General features: G+C 59.4%; 12 protein-coding genes, 2 tRNA genes, 3 rRNA genes and 2 pseudogenes. 2 read left to right on the plus strand and 17 right to left on the minus strand.

What is annotated here, in order from left to right; all coding sequences use genetic code 11:
* Positions 1 to 30 precede the first annotated feature (30 nt).
* From rrf to mrcB, 14 genes are all read right to left on the minus strand, one after another.
* A 5S ribosomal RNA gene (rrf, locus tag QIY50_06660) occupies positions 31 to 146 on the minus strand.
* 135 nt (positions 147 to 281) lie between these two features.
* A 23S ribosomal RNA gene (locus tag QIY50_06665) occupies positions 282 to 3,173 on the minus strand.
* Positions 3,174 to 3,416: 243 nt separating this feature from the next.
* Positions 3,417 to 3,492 (minus strand) — tRNA-Ala (locus QIY50_06670).
* A gap of 24 nt (positions 3,493 to 3,516) precedes the next feature.
* Positions 3,517 to 3,593 (minus strand) — tRNA-Ile (locus tag QIY50_06675).
* Positions 3,594 to 3,678: 85 nt separating this feature from the next.
* Positions 3,679 to 5,215 (minus strand): 16S ribosomal RNA (locus tag QIY50_06680).
* Together the 16S, 23S and 5S rRNA genes with 2 tRNA genes alongside form the textbook arrangement of a ribosomal RNA operon.
* 901 nt (positions 5,216 to 6,116) lie before the next feature.
* The gene (msrQ, locus tag QIY50_06685; GenBank protein ID WGV21890.1) at positions 6,117 to 6,728 is read right to left on the minus strand and encodes a protein-methionine-sulfoxide reductase heme-binding subunit MsrQ; all 612 of its coding nucleotides are present in this window, start codon (positions 6,726 to 6,728) and stop codon (positions 6,117 to 6,119) included.
* Complete coding sequence (gene msrP / locus QIY50_06690) at positions 6,728 to 7,741, minus strand: protein-methionine-sulfoxide reductase catalytic subunit MsrP (protein WGV21891.1); 1,014 nt, start codon at positions 7,739 to 7,741, stop codon at positions 6,728 to 6,730. The genes msrQ and msrP overlap by 1 nt, the downstream gene beginning before the upstream one ends.
* A 79-nt stretch (positions 7,742 to 7,820) precedes the next feature.
* Complete coding sequence (pssA, locus tag QIY50_06695; GenBank protein ID WGV21892.1) at positions 7,821 to 8,672, minus strand: CDP-diacylglycerol--serine O-phosphatidyltransferase; 852 nt, start codon at positions 8,670 to 8,672, stop codon at positions 7,821 to 7,823.
* Between the two features lie 150 nt (positions 8,673 to 8,822).
* Positions 8,823 to 9,839: a ketol-acid reductoisomerase gene (gene ilvC / locus QIY50_06700; protein ID WGV21893.1), complete on the minus strand. Its 1,017-nt coding sequence runs from the start codon at positions 9,837 to 9,839 to the stop codon at positions 8,823 to 8,825.
* Positions 9,840 to 9,894: 55 nt separating this feature from the next.
* Positions 9,895 to 10,386, minus strand: a complete 492-nt coding sequence (ilvN, locus tag QIY50_06705) for an acetolactate synthase small subunit (protein ID WGV21894.1) — start codon at positions 10,384 to 10,386, stop codon at positions 9,895 to 9,897.
* Between the two features lies 1 nt (position 10,387).
* Positions 10,388 to 12,112, minus strand: a complete 1,725-nt coding sequence (locus QIY50_06710) for an acetolactate synthase 3 large subunit (GenBank protein ID WGV21895.1) — start codon at positions 12,110 to 12,112, stop codon at positions 10,388 to 10,390.
* Positions 12,113 to 12,520: 408 nt separating this feature from the next.
* Positions 12,521 to 12,853, minus strand: a complete 333-nt coding sequence (locus QIY50_06715; GenBank protein ID WGV21896.1) for a YqcC family protein — start codon at positions 12,851 to 12,853, stop codon at positions 12,521 to 12,523.
* Positions 12,853 to 13,656: a hypothetical protein gene (locus QIY50_06720; GenBank protein ID WGV21897.1), complete on the minus strand. Its 804-nt coding sequence runs from the start codon at positions 13,654 to 13,656 to the stop codon at positions 12,853 to 12,855. Before QIY50_06720 ends, QIY50_06715 begins: the two co-directional genes overlap by 1 nt.
* A gap of 15 nt (positions 13,657 to 13,671) precedes the next feature.
* Positions 13,672 to 15,993: a penicillin-binding protein 1B gene (gene mrcB / locus QIY50_06725; protein WGV21898.1), complete on the minus strand. Its 2,322-nt coding sequence runs from the start codon at positions 15,991 to 15,993 to the stop codon at positions 13,672 to 13,674.
* Between the two features lie 116 nt (positions 15,994 to 16,109).
* On the opposite strand from mrcB, the pseudogene QIY50_06730 reads away from it, so the two are divergent.
* Positions 16,110 to 17,673 (plus strand): annotated as a pseudogene (locus tag QIY50_06730) (AAA family ATPase).
* Positions 17,674 to 17,913: 240 nt separating this feature from the next.
* Positions 17,914 to 18,186 carry a TfoX/Sxy family protein gene (locus tag QIY50_06735; protein ID WGV21899.1) on the plus strand — a complete coding sequence of 91 codons (273 nt, stop codon included), beginning with the start codon at positions 17,914 to 17,916 and terminating at the stop codon, positions 18,184 to 18,186.
* 182 nt (positions 18,187 to 18,368) lie between these two features.
* Here QIY50_06735 and QIY50_06740 read toward each other — a convergent pair.
* From QIY50_06740 to QIY50_06750, 3 genes and pseudogenes are all read right to left on the minus strand, one after another.
* Positions 18,369 to 19,251, minus strand: a pseudogene (locus tag QIY50_06740) (ChaN family lipoprotein).
* 57 nt (positions 19,252 to 19,308) lie between these two features.
* The gene (locus tag QIY50_06745) at positions 19,309 to 20,076 is read right to left on the minus strand and encodes a heme ABC transporter ATP-binding protein (protein WGV21900.1); all 768 of its coding nucleotides are present in this window, start codon (positions 20,074 to 20,076) and stop codon (positions 19,309 to 19,311) included.
* Positions 20,076 to 21,059: an iron ABC transporter permease gene (locus tag QIY50_06750; protein ID WGV23014.1), complete on the minus strand. Its 984-nt coding sequence runs from the start codon at positions 21,057 to 21,059 to the stop codon at positions 20,076 to 20,078. Before QIY50_06750 ends, QIY50_06745 begins: the two co-directional genes overlap by 1 nt.
* Positions 21,060 to 21,081 lie beyond the last annotated feature (22 nt).

The raw sequence follows: 21,081 nt of genomic DNA on the forward strand, positions 1-21,081 counted from the left end.
CATGTGCAGATAGGGGTTTTGCGAAATGAATCTTGACGATGACCTACTCTCACATGGGGAAACCCCACACTACCATCGGCGATGCATCGTTTCACTGCTGAGTTCGGGATGGGATCAGGTGGTTCCAATGCTCTATGGTCGTCAAGAAATTCTGTTGCCAGAATGTCTTTTGAACACTCTTGGCTAATTCGGATATGTGATCTTGTGAAGTTGCGAACTTTCGGTTCTTTCGTCTTCACCACCACAATTTGGCTTTCGTGCGCAAATTGCTTGGGTGTTATATGGTCAAGCCTCACGGGCAATTAGTATTGGTTAGCTCAACGCCTCACAGCGCTTACACACCCAACCTATCAACGTCGTAGTCTTCGACGGCCCTTTAGGGGATTCAAGATCCCAGTGAGATCTCATCTTGAGGCAAGTTTCCCGCTTAGATGCTTTCAGCGGTTATCTCTTCCGAACATAGCTACCCGGCAATGCCACTGGCGTGACAACCGGAACACCAGAGGTTCGTCCACTCCGGTCCTCTCGTACTAGGAGCAGCCCCTCTCAAATCTCAAACGTCCACGGCAGATAGGGACCGAACTGTCTCACGACGTTCTAAACCCAGCTCGCGTACCACTTTAAATGGCGAACAGCCATACCCTTGGGACCGGCTTCAGCCCCAGGATGTGATGAGCCGACATCGAGGTGCCAAACACCGCCGTCGATATGAACTCTTGGGCGGTATCAGCCTGTTATCCCCGGAGTACCTTTTATCCGTTGAGCGATGGCCCTTCCATACAGAACCACCGGATCACTAAGACCTACTTTCGTACCTGCTCGACGTGTTTGTCTCGCAGTCAAGCGCGCTTTTGCCTTTATACTCTACGACCGATTTCCGACCGGTCTGAGCGCACCTTCGTACTCCTCCGTTACTCTTTGGGAGGAGACCGCCCCAGTCAAACTACCCACCATACACTGTCCTCGATCCGGATAACGGACCTGAGTTAGAACCTCAAAGTTGCCAGGGTGGTATTTCAAGGATGGCTCCATGAGAACTGGCGTCCCCACTTCAAAGCCTCCCACCTATCCTACACAAGCAAATTCAAAGTCCAGTGCAAAGCTATAGTAAAGGTTCACGGGGTCTTTCCGTCTAGCCGCGGATACACTGCATCTTCACAGCGATTTCAATTTCACTGAGTCTCGGGTGGAGACAGCGCCGCCATCGTTACGCCATTCGTGCAGGTCGGAACTTACCCGACAAGGAATTTCGCTACCTTAGGACCGTTATAGTTACGGCCGCCGTTTACCGGGGCTTCGATCAAGAGCTTCGCTTGCGCTAACCCCATCAATTAACCTTCCGGCACCGGGCAGGCGTCACACCCTATACGTCCACTTTCGTGTTTGCAGAGTGCTGTGTTTTTAATAAACAGTCGCAGCGGCCTGGTATCTTCGACCGGCATGGGCTTACGGAGCAAGTCCTTCACTCTCGCCGGCGCACCTTCTCCCGAAGTTACGGTGCCATTTTGCCTAGTTCCTTCTACCCGAGTTCTCTCAAGCGCCTTGGTATTCTCTACCTAACCACCTGTGTCGGTTTGGGGTACGGTTCCCAGTTATCTGAAGCTTAGGAGCTTTTCTTGGAAGCATGGTATCAACCACTTCGTCGCCTAGAGGCAACTCGTCATCAGCTCTCGGCCTTGAAATCCCGGATTTGCCTAAGATTCCAGCCTACCACCTTAAACCTGGACAACCAACGCCAGGCTGGCCTAACCTTCTCCGTCCCTCCATCGCAATAACTGGAAGTACAGGAATATTAACCTGTTTTCCATCGACTACGCTTTTCAGCCTCGCCTTAGGGACCGACTAACCCTGCGTCGATTAACGTTGCGCAGGAAACCTTGGTCTTTCGGCGTGCGAGTTTTTCACTCGCATTGTCGTTACTCATGTCAGCATTCGCACTTCTGATACCTCCAGCAAGCTTCTCAACTCACCTTCACAGGCTTACAGAACGCTCCTCTACCGCGTCATCAAAGATGACACCCGTAGCTTCGGTGCATGGTTTGAGCCCCGTTACATCTTCCGCGCAGGCCGACTCGACTAGTGAGCTATTACGCTTTCTTTAAAGGGTGGCTGCTTCTAAGCCAACCTCCTAGCTGTCTAAGCCTTCCCACATCGTTTCCCACTTAACCATGACTTTGGGACCTTAGCTGACGGTCTGGGTTGTTTCCCTTTTCACGACGGACGTTAGCACCCGCCGTGTGTCTCCCATGCTCGGCACTTCCAGGTATTCGGAGTTTGCATCGGTTTGGTAAGTCGGGATGACCCCCTAGCCGAAACAGTGCTCTACCCCTGGAGTGATACATGAGGCGCTACCTAAATAGCTTTCGAGGAGAACCAGCTATCTCCGAGCTTGATTAGCCTTTCACTCCGATCCACAGGTCATCCGCTAACTTTTCAACGGTAGTCGGTTCGGTCCTCCAGTCAGTGTTACCTAACCTTCAACCTGCCCATGGATAGATCGCCCGGTTTCGGGTCTATACCCAGCGACTAAACGCCCTATTAAGACTCGCTTTCGCTACGCCTCCCCTATTCGGTTAAGCTCGCCACTGAATATAAGTCGCTGACCCATTATACAAAAGGTACGCAGTCACCTAACAAAGTAGGCTCCCACTGCTTGTACGCATACGGTTTCAGGTTCTATTTCACTCCCCTCTCCGGGGTTCTTTTCGCCTTTCCCTCACGGTACTGGTTCACTATCGGTCAGTCAGTAGTATTTAGCCTTGGAGGATGGTCCCCCCATATTCAGACAAAGTTTCTCGTGCTCCGTCCTACTCGATTTCATTGACAAGAGATTTTCGTGTACGGGGCTATCACCCACTATGGCCGCACTTTCCAGAGCGTTCCACTAATCTCAAATCAACTTAAGGGCTGGTCCCCGTTCGCTCGCCACTACTAAGGGAATCTCGGTTGATTTCTTTTCCTCAGGGTACTTAGATGTTTCAGTTCCCCTGGTTCGCCTCTTGCACCTATGTATTCAGTACAAGATACTCAGCTTGTGCTGAGTGGGTTCCCCCATTCAGAGATCTCTGGATCACAGTCTGTTTGCCGACTCCCCAAAGCTTATCGCAGGCTACCACGTCTTTCATCGCCTCTGACTGCCAAGGCATCCACCGTATGCGCTTCTTCACTTGACCATATAACCCCAAGCAATCTGGTTATACTGTGAAGACGACATTCGCCGAAAATTCGCATGTTGCGCTTTCGCGCAGAACTCACAAATTTTACCTTAGCCTGATTAACCAGCAGTGAAACTGGTCATCAGTCTATATCTATCACATATCCGAATTTTTAAAGAACGATCTGACAAAAGTCAGAAATCAACATTCGAACTAAATGTTCATTTCTAAGTTCTGGCAAGTAACTGCGTACTACGAAAGTGGTGGAGCCAAGCGGGATCGAACCGCTGACCTCCTGCGTGCAAGGCAGGCGCTCTCCCAGCTGAGCTATGGCCCCGTATTCTACGGCTAAACCATGTAATGGTAGGTCTGGGCAGATTTGAACTGCCGACCTCACCCTTATCAGGGGTGCGCTCTAACCAACTGAGCTACAGACCTATAACAGGGTCGCGTTACAGCATCGTCTTTTACAATGAATCAAGCAATTCGTGTGGGAGCTCATCAGCAGGCTGATGTCGTCGATTAAGGAGGTGATCCAGCCGCAGGTTCCCCTACGGCTACCTTGTTACGACTTCACCCCAGTCATGAATCACACCGTGGTAACCGTCCTCCCGAAGGTTAGACTAGCTACTTCTGGTGCAACCCACTCCCATGGTGTGACGGGCGGTGTGTACAAGGCCCGGGAACGTATTCACCGCGACATTCTGATTCGCGATTACTAGCGATTCCGACTTCACGCAGTCGAGTTGCAGACTGCGATCCGGACTACGATCGGTTTTGTGAGATTAGCTCCACCTCGCGGCTTGGCAACCCTCTGTACCGACCATTGTAGCACGTGTGTAGCCCAGGCCGTAAGGGCCATGATGACTTGACGTCATCCCCACCTTCCTCCGGTTTGTCACCGGCAGTCTCCTTAGAGTGCCCACCATAACGTGCTGGTAACTAAGGACAAGGGTTGCGCTCGTTACGGGACTTAACCCAACATCTCACGACACGAGCTGACGACAGCCATGCAGCACCTGTGTCAGAGTTCCCGAAGGCACCAATCCATCTCTGGAAAGTTCTCTGCATGTCAAGGCCTGGTAAGGTTCTTCGCGTTGCTTCGAATTAAACCACATGCTCCACCGCTTGTGCGGGCCCCCGTCAATTCATTTGAGTTTTAACCTTGCGGCCGTACTCCCCAGGCGGTCAACTTAATGCGTTAGCTGCGCCACTAAAATCTCAAGGATTCCAACGGCTAGTTGACATCGTTTACGGCGTGGACTACCAGGGTATCTAATCCTGTTTGCTCCCCACGCTTTCGCACCTCAGTGTCAGTATCAGTCCAGGTGGTCGCCTTCGCCACTGGTGTTCCTTCCTATATCTACGCATTTCACCGCTACACAGGAAATTCCACCACCCTCTACCGTACTCTAGCTCGCCAGTTTTGGATGCAGTTCCCAGGTTGAGCCCGGGGCTTTCACATCCAACTTAACGAACCACCTACGCGCGCTTTACGCCCAGTAATTCCGATTAACGCTTGCACCCTCTGTATTACCGCGGCTGCTGGCACAGAGTTAGCCGGTGCTTATTCTGTCGGTAACGTCAAAACAGCAAGGTATTAGCTTACTGCCCTTCCTCCCAACTTAAAGTGCTTTACAATCCGAAGACCTTCTTCACACACGCGGCATGGCTGGATCAGGCTTTCGCCCATTGTCCAATATTCCCCACTGCTGCCTCCCGTAGGAGTCTGGACCGTGTCTCAGTTCCAGTGTGACTGATCATCCTCTCAGACCAGTTACGGATCGTCGCCTTGGTGAGCCATTACCCCACCAACTAGCTAATCCGACCTAGGCTCATCTGATAGCGCAAGGCCCGAAGGTCCCCTGCTTTCTCCCGTAGGACGTATGCGGTATTAGCGTTCCTTTCGAAACGTTGTCCCCCACTACCAGGCAGATTCCTAGGCATTACTCACCCGTCCGCCGCTGAATCAAGGAGCAAGCTCCCGTCATCCGCTCGACTTGCATGTGTTAGGCCTGCCGCCAGCGTTCAATCTGAGCCATGATCAAACTCTTCAGTTCAATACTGCTTGGGTTTTTAAGAAACCCTAAACTTGGCTCAGCAACCTCAAATGACTATGTGATTTCTCGCATGGCCACTTGTGATGCTGATAATCTTTGTGACTATCAGTCCGTACTCACAAGCACCCACACGAATTGCTTGATTCGATTTGTTAAAGAGCGTTTGGTTAAGAGCTTTTCGTCTCAACCGAGGCGCGCATTCTACGCTTTCCTCATTTGCTGTCAAGCGTTTATTTTGAATTTTTTTGCGAGAAACTCGTTTAGCTTCAAACACTTGACTCGCTGCGATCTCTCGTAGCGGGAGGCGAATCATACAGCGTTTAGAAGAGCTGTCAACCACCATTTCAACCGCTGTCGACCATCTGATCGTAGCCCTTACAACTTCGCCTTGACTATCTAACTCATTGAATCTCAAGGAGTTTGTCGTTCCGGCGTCGCTGGAAGTGGGGCGCATTATAAGGGGATTCGGAGGGCGGTCAAGGGTTAATTTCATTTATTTGAAATATTCCAGGCGAAGACCTTATCAAGGCCGCCAGGTGCTCGCCACGACACCTTCAGCGCCTGTGAGATCGAGCGCCGCCCGCGCGGCGCATCGCCGGCAAGCCGGCTCCCACATCTGTTTCGGGCCAGTTACTCCTGCCTCCTCCCCGCTCGCACCCTGGGCGCATGGCTGGAAATCGCAGAAAAGCACAGGCGACACCTTCAATATCGAAGGGAACAAACAAGGCGGGCAGCGGTGAAATCACAGGAGAGACTGGCCCGAAACAGATGTGGGAGCCGGCTTGCCGGCGATGCGCCGCGCGGGCGGCGCTCGATCTTGTAGGCGCCAGAGAACCCAAAGCGGACACCTCTTAAAGACAATGCCATCCCAAGACAGGCCCCCAGCAGCCCAACCCCGCACTCAAACCGCCCTCCCCTGCCTCCGAGCAATCCGAGGAAGAGCCCGAGCAACAGCAGGAACCCTCAACACCATCAGCACAACCCCAATAACCGCATAAATCGCCCACTCCCGCAGGTCCGAGCGCACGATCCACAAAAAATGCAGCAATCCCAACCCGAGCACCCCGTACACCAACCGGTGCAGCTTCTTCCACCTCGCCCCCAGCCGCCGCTGGCTATACCGATTCGAGGTAACCGCCAGCACCAACAACCCGAGAAACCCAAGCGCCCCCACAATAATGTAAGGCCGCTTGCGCAACTCCACCGCCAACTGCCCCCAATCCAGCCCAAGAATAAAGAACAGATAAGCCAGGATATGCAGCACGATGTAGGCAAACACCCACAACCCCAGCTGCCGGCGTACCACGATCCAGCCCGACCACCCCGTCAGTTTCTGCAGTGGCGTCATGCTCAAGGTAACCAGCAGGAAGGTCAGCGCCCCGAGCCCAAGGCGATCCATCATGATCTTTCCGGGATCAGGCCCCAGCAGATTCATCGCCGCCTCATACAACCACCACACCGGGAACACGCTGCCGACGGCAAAGATGGCCAGACGCAACCAGGGGTAACGCATCAGTAGTTCTTCCGCAGATCGAGCCCGGTATACAGCGACGCCACTTCATCGGCATAGCCATTGAACATCTGGGTTTCCCGCACATTGGGGCTGAACAGCCCGCTGGGCAGCCGCCGTTCGCGGGCCTGGCTCCAACGGGGATGGTCGACCGTAGGGTTCACATTGGCATAGAACCCATATTCATCCGGCGCCAGCCCTTCCCAGGTGGTGCCCGGTTGCTCGGCCACCAGGCTGATACGCACGATCGACTTGATGCTCTTGAAGCCATACTTCCACGGCACCACCAGCCGCAACGGCGCGCCATTCTGGCTGGGCAGCTCCCGGCCATACATGCCGACCGCCAGGATCGCCAAAGGATGCATCGCCTCATCCAGACGCAAGCCTTCTCTATAAGGCCAGTCGATCAAGGCGAATCCCGAACGCTGCCCCGGCATATGTTCCGGGTCTTTCAGGGTTTCGAAACGCACGTAGCGTGCCCTGGAAGTCGGCTCGACCTGCTCGAGCACCTGCGCCAACGGGAAGCCCAGCCACGGAATGACCATCGACCACGCCTCGACGCAACGCAGCCGGTAGATGCGCTCCTCAAGCTGATACGGCTTGACGAAATCTTCCAGTGCATAGCGCCCGGGCTTACCTACTTCGCCATCGACTACAACGCTCCACGGTTCGGTTTTCAGGCTGTCGCCATTGGCCGCCGGGTCACCCTTGTCGGGCCCGAACTCGTAGAAGTTGTTGTAGTGGGTGGCATCCTTGAACGGCGTAATTGACTCTCCCTTGACCGTTACTGCCTGCCATCGGGTGGCCGCGAGCTTTTCACTGAACCAGCCAGGCGCCCTGCCCGCCTCGACATCGGCGTAACGGCTGGCTTCATCTGCGCGCGCCATGCTCGGCAAGGCACCCAAGGCCAGGCCGGACAACGAGCCACCCAGCAGGGTACGACGGGAAAGGTAGATGCCTTCGGGGGTGATCTCCGACGCCTTGCATTCGGAAGACCTGGGTAGCTTGATGAGCATGAGCGGCTCCACAGCACTGGATAACGGATGTACCAGTAAGACTATGGAGCCGGCGGGTTATTCCAGCATTAAATGATTGTCACGCTTTGCGACGACGCGCCTTCAGCAGGAACTGGATCGGCCCCGAAGCCGCATAGGCGAGGAAGATCAGCAGCAGGATACGCGGCGGGTCGCTGAACACCACGGCAAACACCAGCACCACGGCCAGGATCGCCACGAAGGGAACACGGCCCTTGAGGTCCAGCTCCTTGAAGCTGTTGTACTTGATATTGCTGACCATCAGCATGCCCGCAGCTGCCACCAGCAGCGCCACCAGGAACGACAGCTTGGAGCCCTGGATGCCGTAGTCGCTGAATGCCCACACGGTACCCGCGACCACGCCCGCGGCAGCCGGGCTGGCAAGGCCGATGAAATAGCGCTTGTCGGCGGTGCCAACCTGGGTATTGAAACGTGCCAGGCGCAGTGCTGCACCGGCCACGTAGATGAAGGCGACCATCCAGCCGACCTTGCCCATGTCACCCAGCGCCCAGCCAAAGGCCAGCAAGGCCGGCGCCACACCGAAGGCGACCATGTCCGACAGCGAGTCGTACTCGGCACCAAAGGCGCTCTGGGTGTTGGTCATGCGCGCAACACGGCCATCGAGGCCGTCGAGCACCATGGCCACGAAGATGGCGATGGCAGCGAAGGCAAAGTACTTGCTCGCCTCGCGCGGGTCACCGGCACTCAGGGCGCTCTGCGCGCTCATCGAGCTGATGATGGAATAGAAACCGGCAAACAGGTTGGCGGTGGTAAACAGGTTGGGCAGCAGGTAGATGCCACGGTGGCGCACCTTGCGCCCTTCGGCGTCATGCCCTTCTTCAACGTGCTCATCGACAGGTAGCAGGCTTTCGGCGTCGGAGGGCTTGTTCGGCTCTTCGGGACGTTCGCTCATGGAGGGTACCTTGCAACAGGATGGAAAATGTTCGACACGGGCCTGCGAAACACGTTCTGACGGCAGGCCACTGGTCTGCTTTATACCAGAAGCTGACTGTCAGAACGAAAAAACGCGGCCGAAGCCGCGTTTTTCATCTTTCGACAAGACTTAGTTCTTGGTCTTGTCGACGATTTTGTTAGCCGAGATCCACGGCATCATCGAGCGCAGTTGCTCGCCGATGATTTCGATGCCGTGAGCGGCGTTGTTGCGGCGCTTGGCGGTCATCGATGGGTAGTTGGTAGCACCTTCGGAGATGAACATCTTCGCGTACTCGCCGTCCTGGATGCGCTTCAGGGCGTTGCGCATGGCCTTGCGGGATTCTTCGTTGATGACTTCCGGACCGGTTACGTACTCACCGTACTCGGCGTTGTTGGAGATCGAGTAGTTCATGTTGGCGATGCCGCCTTCGTACATGAGGTCAACGATCAGCTTCAGCTCGTGCAGGCACTCGAAGTAGGCCATTTCCGGCGCGTAGCCCGCTTCGACCAGAGTTTCGAAACCGGCCTTGACCAGCTCGACGGTACCGCCGCACAGAACGGCCTGCTCACCGAACAGGTCGGTTTCAGTTTCGTCCTTGAAGGTGGTTTCGATGATACCGGTACGGCCACCGCCTACGCCCGAAGCGTACGACAGTGCAACGTTCTTGGCATTGCCCGAAGCGTCCTGGTAGATGGCGATCAGGTCAGGGATACCGCCGCCCTTGACGAACTCGGAACGCACAGTGTGGCCCGGGGCTTTCGGCGCGATCATGATCACGTCGAGGTCGGCACGCGGAACAACCTGGTTGTAGTGGATCGCGAAACCGTGGGAGAAGGCCAGGGTAGCGCCCTTCTTGATGTTCGGCTCGATTTCCTGCTTGTACAGCTGGCCCTGGAACTCGTCCGGAGTCAGGATCATGACCAGGTCGGCAGCAGCGACGGCAGAGGCAACGTCGGTCACTTTCAGGCCGTGGGCTTCTGCCTTGGCGACGGTGGCCGAACCTTTACGCAGACCGATGGTGACATCTACACCGGAGTCCTTCAGGTTGCACGCCTGAGCGTGGCCCTGGGAACCGTAACCGATGATGGCGACTTTCTTACCCTGGATGATGGAAAGGTCGCAGTCTTTATCGTAGAAAACTTTCATGAAAATACCCCTGGTTATATCTCGGCCCCTGCGGAGCCATCGCTAATTTTTGAATTTAGATGCTGAGCACTTTGTCGCCACGGGCAATGCCGGTAACGCCGCTGCGCACGGTTTCGAGAATCGATGCAGTGCCGATCGCCTGGATGAAGCTGTCCAGTTTGTCGCTGGTGCCGCTCAGCTGTACGGTGTACACGCTGGCGGTCACATCGACGATCTGGCCACGGAAGATATCCGTGGTGCGCTTGATCTCGGCGCGCTGGGCACCGGTGGCCTTGACCTTGACCAGCATCAGTTCACGCTCGATGTGAGCGCTTTCCGACAGGTCGACGAGCTTGACCACTTCGACCAGCTTGTTCAGGTTCTTGGTGATCTGTTCGATCACTTCGTCATGGCCAACGGTGGTCAGCGTCAGACGCGACAGGGTCGGGTCTTCGGTCGGCGCCACGGTCAGGCTTTCAATGTTGTAGTTACGCTGGGAGAACAGGCCGACCACACGGGACAGAGCACCGGGTTCGTTTTCCAGCAGCAGGGAAATGATGTGCCGCATATCAGGTACGCTCCGTCTTGCTCAGCCACATGTCACGCATCGAGCCATCCTTGATCTGCATCGGATAGACGTGCTCGCTGCGGTCAACCGCGATGTCGATGAACACCAGACGGTCCTTCATCGCAAACGCTTCTTCCAGCTTCGGCTTGAGGTCCTTCAGGCTGGTGATGCGGATACCCACATGGCCATAGGCCTCGGCCAGCTTGATGAAGTCAGGCAGCGACTCGACGTACGAGTGCGAGTGACGACCGTTGTAGGCCATGTCCTGCCACTGGCGAACCATGCCCAGCACACCGTTGTTCAGGTTGACGATCTTCACCGGCAGGCCGTACTGCATGCAGGTGGACAGCTCCTGGATGTTCATCTGGATGCTGCCTTCGCCAGTCACACAGGCCACGTCCTGGTCCGGGAAGTTGAGCTTGACGCCCATCGCCGCCGGGAAGCCGAAGCCCATGGTGCCCAGGCCACCGGAGTTGATCCAGCGGTTCGGCTTGTTGAAGCGGTAGTACTGCGCAGCGAACATCTGGTGCTGACCCACGTCGGAGGTGACGAAGGCATCGCCATTGGTCACTTCGCACAAGGTCTCGATGACTTTCTGCGGCTTGATGACATTGCCGTCGCCCTTGTCGTAGGGGAACAGCTCGCCATCGCCACGCCATTCGTCGATCTGCTTCCACCAGGCATCCAGCGCCGCCTTGTCAGGCTGCTCGCCGATTTCCTTGAGGATGCCGAGCATTTCGCTGAGCACGCTGTCGACCGGCCCGACGATTGGCACGTCAGCCTTGATCATCTTGGAGATCGACGCCGGGTCGATGTCGATGTGGATTATCTTGGCGTTCGGGCAGAACTTGGCCGGGCCGTTGACCACACGGTCGTCAAAGCGGGCACCGACGGCGAAGATGACGTCGGCATGGTGCATGGCCATGTTGGCAGTGAAGCTGCCGTGCATGCCCAGCATGCCGAGGAACTGACGGTCGGTACCCGGGAAGCCACCCAGACCCATCAGGGTATTGGTGACTGGCAGGTTCAGCGACTTGGCGATTTCAGTCAGGGCTTCGGAGCCACCGCCGAGGATCACGCCGCCACCGGAGTAGACGATCGGGCGCTTGGCCGCCAGCAGCATCTCGGCCGCCTTGCGGATCTGGCCGGAGTGGCCGCGTACTGCCGGGCTGTAGGAGCGCAGCTTGACCTTTTTCGGGTAGACGTATTCGAACTTCTCGGCCGGGTTGGTCATATCTTTTGGAATGTCGACCACGACCGGACCTGGGCGACCGGATTGCGCCAGGTAGAATGCTTTTTTCAGAACTTCGGGGATTTCGCTGGCGTGTTTGATCATGAAGCTGTGCTTCACGATCGGCCGCGAAATACCGATCATGTCGGTTTCCTGGAAGGCATCGGTGCCCACCATGGTGCTGGGCACCTGGCCGGACAGGATGACCATCGGAATCGAATCCATGTAGGCAGTGGCAATACCGGTAATGGCATTGGTCGCGCCGGGGCCGGAGGTTACCAGCACCACGCCGGCCTTGCCGGTGGCGCGGGCGTAGCCGTCCGCCATATGGGTAGCCGCCTGCTCATGACGAACCAGGATGTGCTCGACTTCCGGTTCCTTGAACAGCGCGTCGTAAACATGCAGGAGAGCACCACCAGGGTACCCGTAGATGTGCTTAACGCCTTCGTCACGCAAGAAGCGGACGACCATCTCAGCGCCAGATAAAAGCTCCACGTTGTTCACCTCTAAAACGCCAGAATACCGCCCTCACTGGACGGGTCTTAATAGGTTTACTGCCAAGCAGAGCATGAGCGAACGTCAGCACTGACTGAGCAAGTATTGGGAGCGCCCCTGAGTGTTGCGGGGATATCCCACCCAGCGCGAGGTAACGCGTTGCGGGGTGTAACAGGTCGGCGCGGGTGTGCGCCTCATGATCTGCTTAGCGGGTCTGCTTCTGGCAGTCCCTCTACAGCGGAGATTGGATTCTTCTGATTCGGCGCCAACAAGTCAAGAAAAATTATTGCCAATTTTTCCCGAAGATGAATTCCTGCCACCACTAAAAATCGCTTCAGCAGCAGAATTAATAAGATTTCCATAAAAAAGGGCCACAATCTGCGGCCCTCAAGGGAAAAACTGAAGAAATCAGGCGGAAGGAGCAATCAATTGGTCAAATGCTGCCAACAGGCGGCGTAGCTCACGACTTTGCTCCGGCCGGTCGGTAAACACGGTTTCGGCCATGACCAGAATGCCGGAAGCATTGGGCAGCGGGTGGCCCAGCTCGATGATGATCTTCATGCGCGGCAGGAAGATCCATTGCAGCCACTGCTCGAAACTGAGGGTATCGACCGCGAAAGGCACCGTGCTGGCCAGTGCCTCATCGCTTGGTGGCTCGTCATCCCACCAGCCTTGCACCTGCAGTTCACGCTCAATCAGCATCAGGTGGTCGGCAATATCCAGAATGCGCTGCTCGATCATCACGAATTGACCCGGGCCTTTTGCCGGGCCAGTGCGGCGCCTGCGCTGTCACCTTGCTTCTCGCGGGCCTGGGCGATGGTGTTCCACAGCTCGGCCTGCAGGCTCGGGCGGCCGTTAGCGTAAGTCAGGGCGCGACGCGCCAGCTGCTCGGCCTGCGGCGCATCACCTTGCGACAGGCGCACCTGGGCCAGGCGGTACAGCACCTGCGGCTCGCGCGGGGCAATGCGCTGGGCACGCTCCAGGCTCGACGCGGCACCGTTGAAGTCGCCACTGCCCTGCTGCGTTTTCGCGGTGGTCAACAGCGCCAGCACCGGGCCGTCCAGTTGCTCATCGGCCGACAGGCCACCTGCAGCAGCGCTGCTACGCGGGATACCGGTTGGCGCGCTGGTGCTTTGCGAGGCGCTGTTCATCGCCGCAATATCGAAGGGTTCGTCGGCGATCGGGTTAGGGTTGGTGGTCATCGGTGCCGAACTGACTGGCCCTGTGCTGATCGGCCCTGGGGTAATCGGCGAGGTGCTGATCGGCGCCGCACCATTGGCCGCCGGGAACGTCTGGATGCCCGAAGCGCCAGCGCCCTGCGGGATCATCACGGTGACGCCGGAGTCCTCAGGCAGCGTTTGCGCCTGCGCGGTGCCCGCGTTATAGCCTACCGCAGAGCGGTTGGCCGTCACGCGTTCGCTGTTGGACACGCGGGTGCTCGAGTCGACCACCGGAATATTGCCGCGCGGGACGCTGGCGCACCCCTGGAGCACTGCCAGCGCCGTCACGGCAGGAAACAGCCACTTGTTCACGTCACACCTCATCAATGCAGCCTGTGCTTAATTCATCCAGCCCTTGACCCAGTCCATGACCGATTCAACTGGATCCTGCTCGCCGCCACAGGTCGCGCCGGCGGGCGGTTCACTGCCGCGAATATACGGCATCTGCACCGCTCCCGGACAGCTGCCATCAGACCCATGGCCACTGTACGGGTCGATCCAGGCCTGCACCACATTGTCCGGTTGTGGCATGTCCAGTGGTAGCGGGTCGGCTTTGTTCATGAAGCTGGTCCACACCTGCAGGGCCCCGGTGGCGCCGGTAAATGGCGTTTTGCCGTTATCGTCACGGCCCATCCACACCACAGCCAGCAGGTCCTGGCTGAAGCCGGAGAACCAGCTGTCGCGCGAATCGTTACTGGTACCGGTCTTGCCCGCCAGGGTAAGGTTGCGCGGCAAGGTGTTGTATACCGAGCGGCCGGTGCCCTCGCGCATCACCCGCTGCATGGCGTTCTGCACCAGGTAGATGGCCCCCGGATCGAAGGTTTGCTGGATCTGGAACGGGTAGCGCTTGAGCGGCTCGCCCTCGGCGGTGAGCACGCTGCGGATACCGCGCATCGGGGTGTTGAAGCCGCCATTGGCGATGGTCTGGTACATGGTCGCGACCTGCATCGGCGACATGCCGCCGGCCCCCAGCAACATGGCCGGGAACGCCGGCCAGTCAACATTCACGCCCAGCCGGCCGATGGTCTTGATCACGTTGGGCACACCCACTTCCAGGCCGATCTTGGCAGTCGACAGGTTGTAGGAGTTGGCCAGGCCCTGGTACAGGTAGATGGTGCCATGCGGGCGGCGGTCATAGTTTTGCGGGCGCCAGACCTGGCCATCAGCCCCTTTGACCGAGAACGGCTCGTCCTGCACCCAGCTGGTCAGGGTGTACTTGCTCGGTTGCTCCAGCGCAGTCAGGTATACCGCCGGCTTGACCAGCGAACCGATCGGCCGCACGGCATCGATGGCGCGGTTGAAGCCGGCGAAGCCGGCCTGGCGGCTGCCGATCAGCGCCTGCACTTCACCGGTTTCCGGGTTGGTCACGACCATCGCCGACTCCACCTCGTCAGCCCCCTTGCGACCCGCCAGGCGCTTGAAGGTCTCGCTCATCGAGGTCTCGGCCTTCATCTGCAGGATCGGGTCGAAGCTGGTGAAGATGCGCAGGCCTTCTTCGGTCAAGTCTTCGTCGCGGTAGTCCTGGCGCAGCTGACGCTTGACCAGGTCGAGGAACGCCGGGAACGAGCTGTCGGCGAGGCTGCCACGCTTGGTCACGCCCAGCGGCATTTTCTTCGCGGCATCGACTTCTGCCTGGCTGGCCACGCCCTGCTCGGCCACCAGGTCGAGCACCAGGTTGCGACGGGCCAGGGCGCGATCGGGGTAGCGCCGCGGGTTGTAGTAGGAAGGCCCCTTGACCATCCCCACCAGCAAGGCGATCTGGTGCAGTTTCAGCTCCGACAGCGGTTGGCTGAAGAAGAACTGGCTGGCAAGACCGAAGCCGTGCACCGCACGCTGGCCATCCTGACCAACGAACACCTCGTTGAGGTAGGCCTCGAGGATCTCGCGCTTGTCGTAGTGCAGCTCCAGCAGCACGGCCATCATCGCCTCGGTCAGCTTGCGGCTGAGGCTGCGCTCGCTGGTGAGATAGAAATTCTTCACCAGCTGCTGGGTCAGGGTACTGCCACCCTGGCGCATGGAACCTGCCGAAGTGTTGACCCACATCGCCCGGGCGATGGACTTGGGTGACACCCCGAAGTGGCTGTAGAAATCGCGGTCTTCCGTCGCCACCAGAGTTTCGAGCAGGTACGGCGGCACCTGGTCGATCTTGATCAGAATGCGGTCTTCGAGGTTTTTCGGGTAGATGCCGCCGATCATCAGCGGCTCCAGGCGCACTACGTCCAGCGTTTTGCCGTTGGCACCGGAAAGGCCCGCCACGTAATCGCCGGAGAAGCGCACGCGCACGAACTGCGCGGGCTCCATGCCCTCGTAGAACTGGAAGCCACGGGTATTGAGCTCGACAGTATTGCCGTTGACTGCCGCCGCGCCCGGGCCGTTGGCCGCGCTTTCACGCCGGTAGCCGAGCGCGTCCAGCTCGGTAAGAAAGTCGTTCTTGCTCAGTTTCTGGCCGCTGAACAGCTCCAGCGGCCGGGCATACACCTTGGCCGGGATGGTCCAGCGCTTGCCGGAGAACTTCTCCTGGACGACTGCATCGAGGTAAACCGCGAAGCCGGCGACGATCACCAGGCCGACCAGGCTGAGCTTCAAAGCCCAGCCCAGCCAGGCGCGGGAGCGGCCGGTCGGGCGTTTCTGAGGGGTACGGGGATTTCGGGTTCGGGTCATGGCGGCGGATTATACGCACTTTATAAAGGCAGGGCAGGCGCCCCAGGCGGTAGGCAGGGACGGCACCATTGACCATAATGGCGCATTCGAATTCCCTGCCCCCGGAAGGATTTCCCGTGAGCCAAGCCCTTATCACTGCGTTGCAGAACCCAGCCCTGTACCCTCACCCCGTGGATGGGTTCCAGCTCATCGAGACGCATATCTCCTGGGTCCTGCTCACCGGCGAGTATGCCTACAAGATCAAGAAACCGATGAACTTCGGTTTCCTCGACTTCACCGGCCTGGACCAGCGCCAGCATTTCTGTAACGAAGAATTGCGCCTGAACCAGCGCCTGACCAACGGCTTGTACCTGGAAGTGTTGCCGATCACCGGCAGCGTCGACGCACCGCAGATCGCGGGTGAAGGCCCAGCCATCGAATACGCGCTGAAGATGCGCCAGTTCCCCCAGGGGCAGATGCTCAACACCCTGCAGGCCAACGGCGAACTGAACGCCGCGCACATCGACCAGATGGCCCGGCAGATCGCCGAGTTCCACCTGCAGGCGCCGCGTGTACCGGTGGAGCACCCACTGGGCACACCGGAAAGCGTGATGGCACCAGTGGAGCAGAACTTCGAGCAGATTCGTCCGTTCCTCAGCGACAAGGCCGACCTGCAGCAACTCGACGCCCTGCAGGCCTGGGCACGCAGCAGCTTCGAGCGCCTGCATGGCCTGCTGGAAAAGCGCAAGGCCAGTGGTTTCATCCGTGAATGCCACGGTGATATCCACCTGGGCAACGCCACCCTGATCGACGGCAAGGTGGTAATCTTCGACTGCATCGAGTTCAACGAACCGTTCCGCCTGACCGACGTGTATGCCGATACCGCCTTCCTGGCCATGGACCTGGAAGACCGCGGCCTGAAATGCCTGGCCCGGCGCTTCATCAGCCAGTACCTGGAACTGACCGGCGACTACGAAGGCCTGGAACTGCTCAACTTCTACAAAGCCTATCGCGCGCTGGTGCGGGCCAAGGTGGCATTGTTCAGCATGCCAGCCGATGCCGATGGCGTGCAGCGCGCCACCACCCTGCGCACCTATCGCAACTATGCCAACCTGGCAGAAAGCTACAGCGCCATTCCGTCGCGCCTGCTGGCCATCACCCACGGTGTTTCGGCCGTGGGCAAAAGCCACGTGGCCATGCGCATGGTCGAGGCCCTGGGTGCCGTCCGCGTGCGTTCGGACGTGGAGCGCAAACGCCTGTTCGGCGAACAGCAGCAGGCTAGCGCCGGCCAGTTGAGTACCGGCATCTATGACCAGGATGCCAGTGCCGCGACGTACCAGCGCCTGCACGAGGTGGCGGCGACCGTGCTGCGCGCCGGCTTCCCGGTGGTGCTGGATGCCACCTACCTCAAACGTGAGCAGCGCCAGGCCGCGGCAGACATCGCCAGCCAGACCGGGGTGCCGTTCCTGATCCTCGACTGCCATGCGCCGGATGCGGTCATCGCCAGCTGGCTGGAGCAGCGCCAGGCAGAAAACACCGACCCGTCGGATGCCACCCTGGAAGTGGTCAAGGCCCAGCAGGCCAGCCGTGAGCCGCTGGATACAGAGGATACTGGTGCAGAGCACCCGCGTCGATACCCAGAGTGCCGGTAGCATGGACCAGGTGATCGAGCAGATCCGCCAGCGCTTGCCTGGGCTGTAAGGTCAGCGTTTTCCTGGGCCGGCCTATTCGCGGGTGAACCCGCTCCCACAGGTACTGCGTCAGTCGTGAGGCTTGCAGATAACCGTGTGGGAGCGGGTTTACCCGCGAAGAGGCCGGCAAAGGACATCTCGTCGCCCCCCATGGCAAAAGGCCGCGCATTTCCCAACCCCCGCTACACTCCTCTCTGACCTGCTCGCGATTTATCCCCCAATCCCCGTTCAGCCATCGCAAGGAGGCTCGATGAACGATGAATTGCAGCATCTGAAGAACCTTGGCAAGACCTCTGCGCAGTGGCTGCATGCAGCCGGCATCCACAGCGCATCGGATCTGCGCCGCCTGGGCGCGGTGGGTGCGTACCAGGCGGTGAAGACGCGAGGGTTCCGCGCATCGAAGGTGCTGTTGTATGCCATTGAAGGCGCCCTGCTGGACATGCACTGGAACGATTTGCCGCTCGAGCGCAAAGAAGCGCTCAACCAACAACTGGATGCGAAAAGCCCCGCGCAAAAAAAATAGAAATAGTCACGGGAAAGGGATTGACGCCGTAATGAGAATCGTTATGATTATCACAACTGGTCGCGAGACTGGTTGGATAAGCTAAGAGCCCCTGGTTCGGACTCTCAGATTATCTCCTCATCAGGCTAATCACGGTTATTGACCCGGCAATCTGCCGGGTCTTTTTTTCTTTCGCCGCCCGGTCATCGCAGTTGCGCGCAATAGTCCTGCTCTGGCATCGCTGCCGTGTACCAGACATAGTCAGCCTCGCCCACCTTGATCTGCTCACCCACCTCGGCCAGCAGCAATACCTTGCTCTCCCCCCCTGCTCGCAGATCAGCAAGGTGCAATGGCACACCCAGGTCCTTGCGCACGTGATAAGCCCCGGCCAGCAGTAGTGCCGGCTGCGGCGCCGCCAGCAAGCGCTCGGCCATGCGCCGGTCGCGCCGCTGTTGCACGGCCAGCATCGCCGGCAACTGGCTTTCCGGCAGCATCCCGCAATGCCCGGCACGCACCTGCTCCAGCAAGGCGGCCTTGACCGCCGGCGCATTGGACCGGTCGCCTGGCAACGAAGCCGGCTGGCGATAGGCCTGGCGCATCTCGTCGGGTGAGAGGTTGGCGGCCAGCAAAGGCACCCGCTGCCGCAAGGCCTCAGCCACGATGGGCCCGTACAACTGCCAATCCCAGCCTTCCTGCCAGGCCAGGGCTTTGGGCAGGTCTGTCGGCAAAGGTTGCTCCGCAAGCTTGTCCAGCAGCGGCTGCTGCTCGGGCTGCAGCATTTCCAACAGCAGGCTGCCCTGTTCACGTTGGCCTTGCAGGGCGCGCAGCAGCCACAGCTGCAGTGCGTGATGGTCGGGGTTGTCGTGTTTCTCGCCGACCAGCACCCGGCGGGCGGCAGAAAGGTGCTGCACCAGTTGCCTCAGGGCTGATCAGCTGACCATTGGCCAGATCGACGATCTGCCCCAGCTCGGCATGGCTGCGCCCCTCACTGCTCTGCCAGGCGGGCAGCGGCGGCAGGCTGGCCTGGCAGCCACCCAGTTCCAGCATCAGGCACAGCAAGAAGGCGGACAGCAGCGGATGACGCATGGGCAGTACCTCCATTCATGGCCTGCACAGGCCGCTCCTACAAAGATCGCGCCAGCGTTAGCGGGTGATGATCAGCGGATGCCCGCGCTCCGGGTGCGCCTGTACCAGTACGTCGATCCCGTATACCGCCTTCAACGCCGCCGGCGTCAGCACTGCTTCGGGTGCTGCAAAGGCATGGCAGCGCCCCTGTTCCAGCAGCAGGATACGGTCACAGTAGCGCGCCGCCAGGTTCAGGTCATGCAGGATCACCAACACTGCGGCGCCACGCTCGGCAAAACGGCGCACGGCCTCCAGGGTGGTGTGCTGGTGCAACGGGTCGAGCATCGAGGTTGGCTCGTCGAGCAGCAGCGTGGTACCCGCCTCGCCCGGCCACAGCTGCGCCAGCACCCGAGCCAGGTGCACCCGTTGCCGCTCGCCGCCCGACAACGCCAGGTAACTGCGCGCCACCAGGTGCCAGGCATCCGCCGCCCGCAAGGCCGCTTCGACGATCTCCGCATCGCGCCGCTGCCCAGTGCCGTGGGGCATGCGCCCCATGCTCACCACCTCCTCGACCCGGAACGGGAACCCCAGGCTGGACACCTGCGGCAGCACCGCCAGGCGCCTGGCCCGTTCCTGCCCGGCCCAGTCGGCCAGTGCCCGACCCTGCAGCGTCACCCGCCCCCGATCAGGCGCCAGCTCACCACACAACACACCCAGCAGGCTGCTCTTGCCGGCACCGTTGGGGCCGAGCACGCCTACCACCTGCCCCGGGCTCAGTTGCAGATGAATGTCATGCAGCACTTCGTTGCTGCCCCGCTGCAAGTACAGGCCCTCGGCTTGCAACATCAGCTGCGTCCTCGTATCAGCAGGAACAGGAAGAACGGTGCACCGATAAAGGCCGTGACGATGCCAATCGGCAGCTCGGCAGGCGCCAGCAGCAGCCGCGCAGCCAAATCGGCGAACAGCATCAGCACGCCGCCGGCCAACAGCGAAGCGGGCAGCACCACACGGTGATCAGGCCCGGCCAACAGGCGCACCAGGTGCGGCACCACCAGGCCGATGAAGCCGATCAGCCCGGCTGCCGCGACCGCCGCTCCAACGCCCAGCGCCGTGCAGAACACCAGCTCGCGCTTGAGTCGCTCCACGTCAATGCCCAGGTGGCGGGCCTCCGACTCACCCAGCAGCATGGCATTCAAGGCCATGGCCCGACGTGGCAGCCATACTGCCACGCCCGCGGCCACCAGCAGCAACGGCCACAGCCGCTGGTAACTGGCACCATTGAGGCTGCCCAGGTTCCAGAAGGTCAGCGTGCGCAGGGTGGCGTCGTCGGCCAGGTAGGAGAACAGCCCCACGACAGCACCGCCCAGCGCGGTCATGGCCACACCGGCCAGCAGCATCGTGGCGACGTTGGTCTGGCCATCGCACCGGCCCAGGCGATAAACCAGCGCAGTCACGCCCAGCCCGCCGAAGAAAGCACACAGCGACAACAGGTACGGGGCAAGCACCTCCGGCAAACCGCCCAGCCAACTGCCGCCAACGATGGCCACTGCCGCGCCCACCGCCGCCCCGGCCGCCACCCCTACCAGCCCGGGGTCGGCCAGCGGGTTACGGAACAGCCCCTGCATGGCCACACCGGACAATGCCAGCACCGCGCCCACCGCCAGCCCCAGCAAGGTGCGCGGCAGGCGGATCTGGCCGAGGATCATCTCGGCCTGCTGCAAACCATCAGCCGCAATGGGGAGCCCCAGCAGGCGCAGGCCGGCCCGCAGGGTATCGAACAGCGGCAGGCTGACGGGCCCCAGAGCCAATGACAACCACACCGCCAACAGGCACAACAGGCTCAGGCAAATG

Source organism: Pseudomonas putida, assembly GCA_029953615.1.
Taxonomy (GTDB): Bacteria; Pseudomonadota; Gammaproteobacteria; order Pseudomonadales; family Pseudomonadaceae; genus Aquipseudomonas.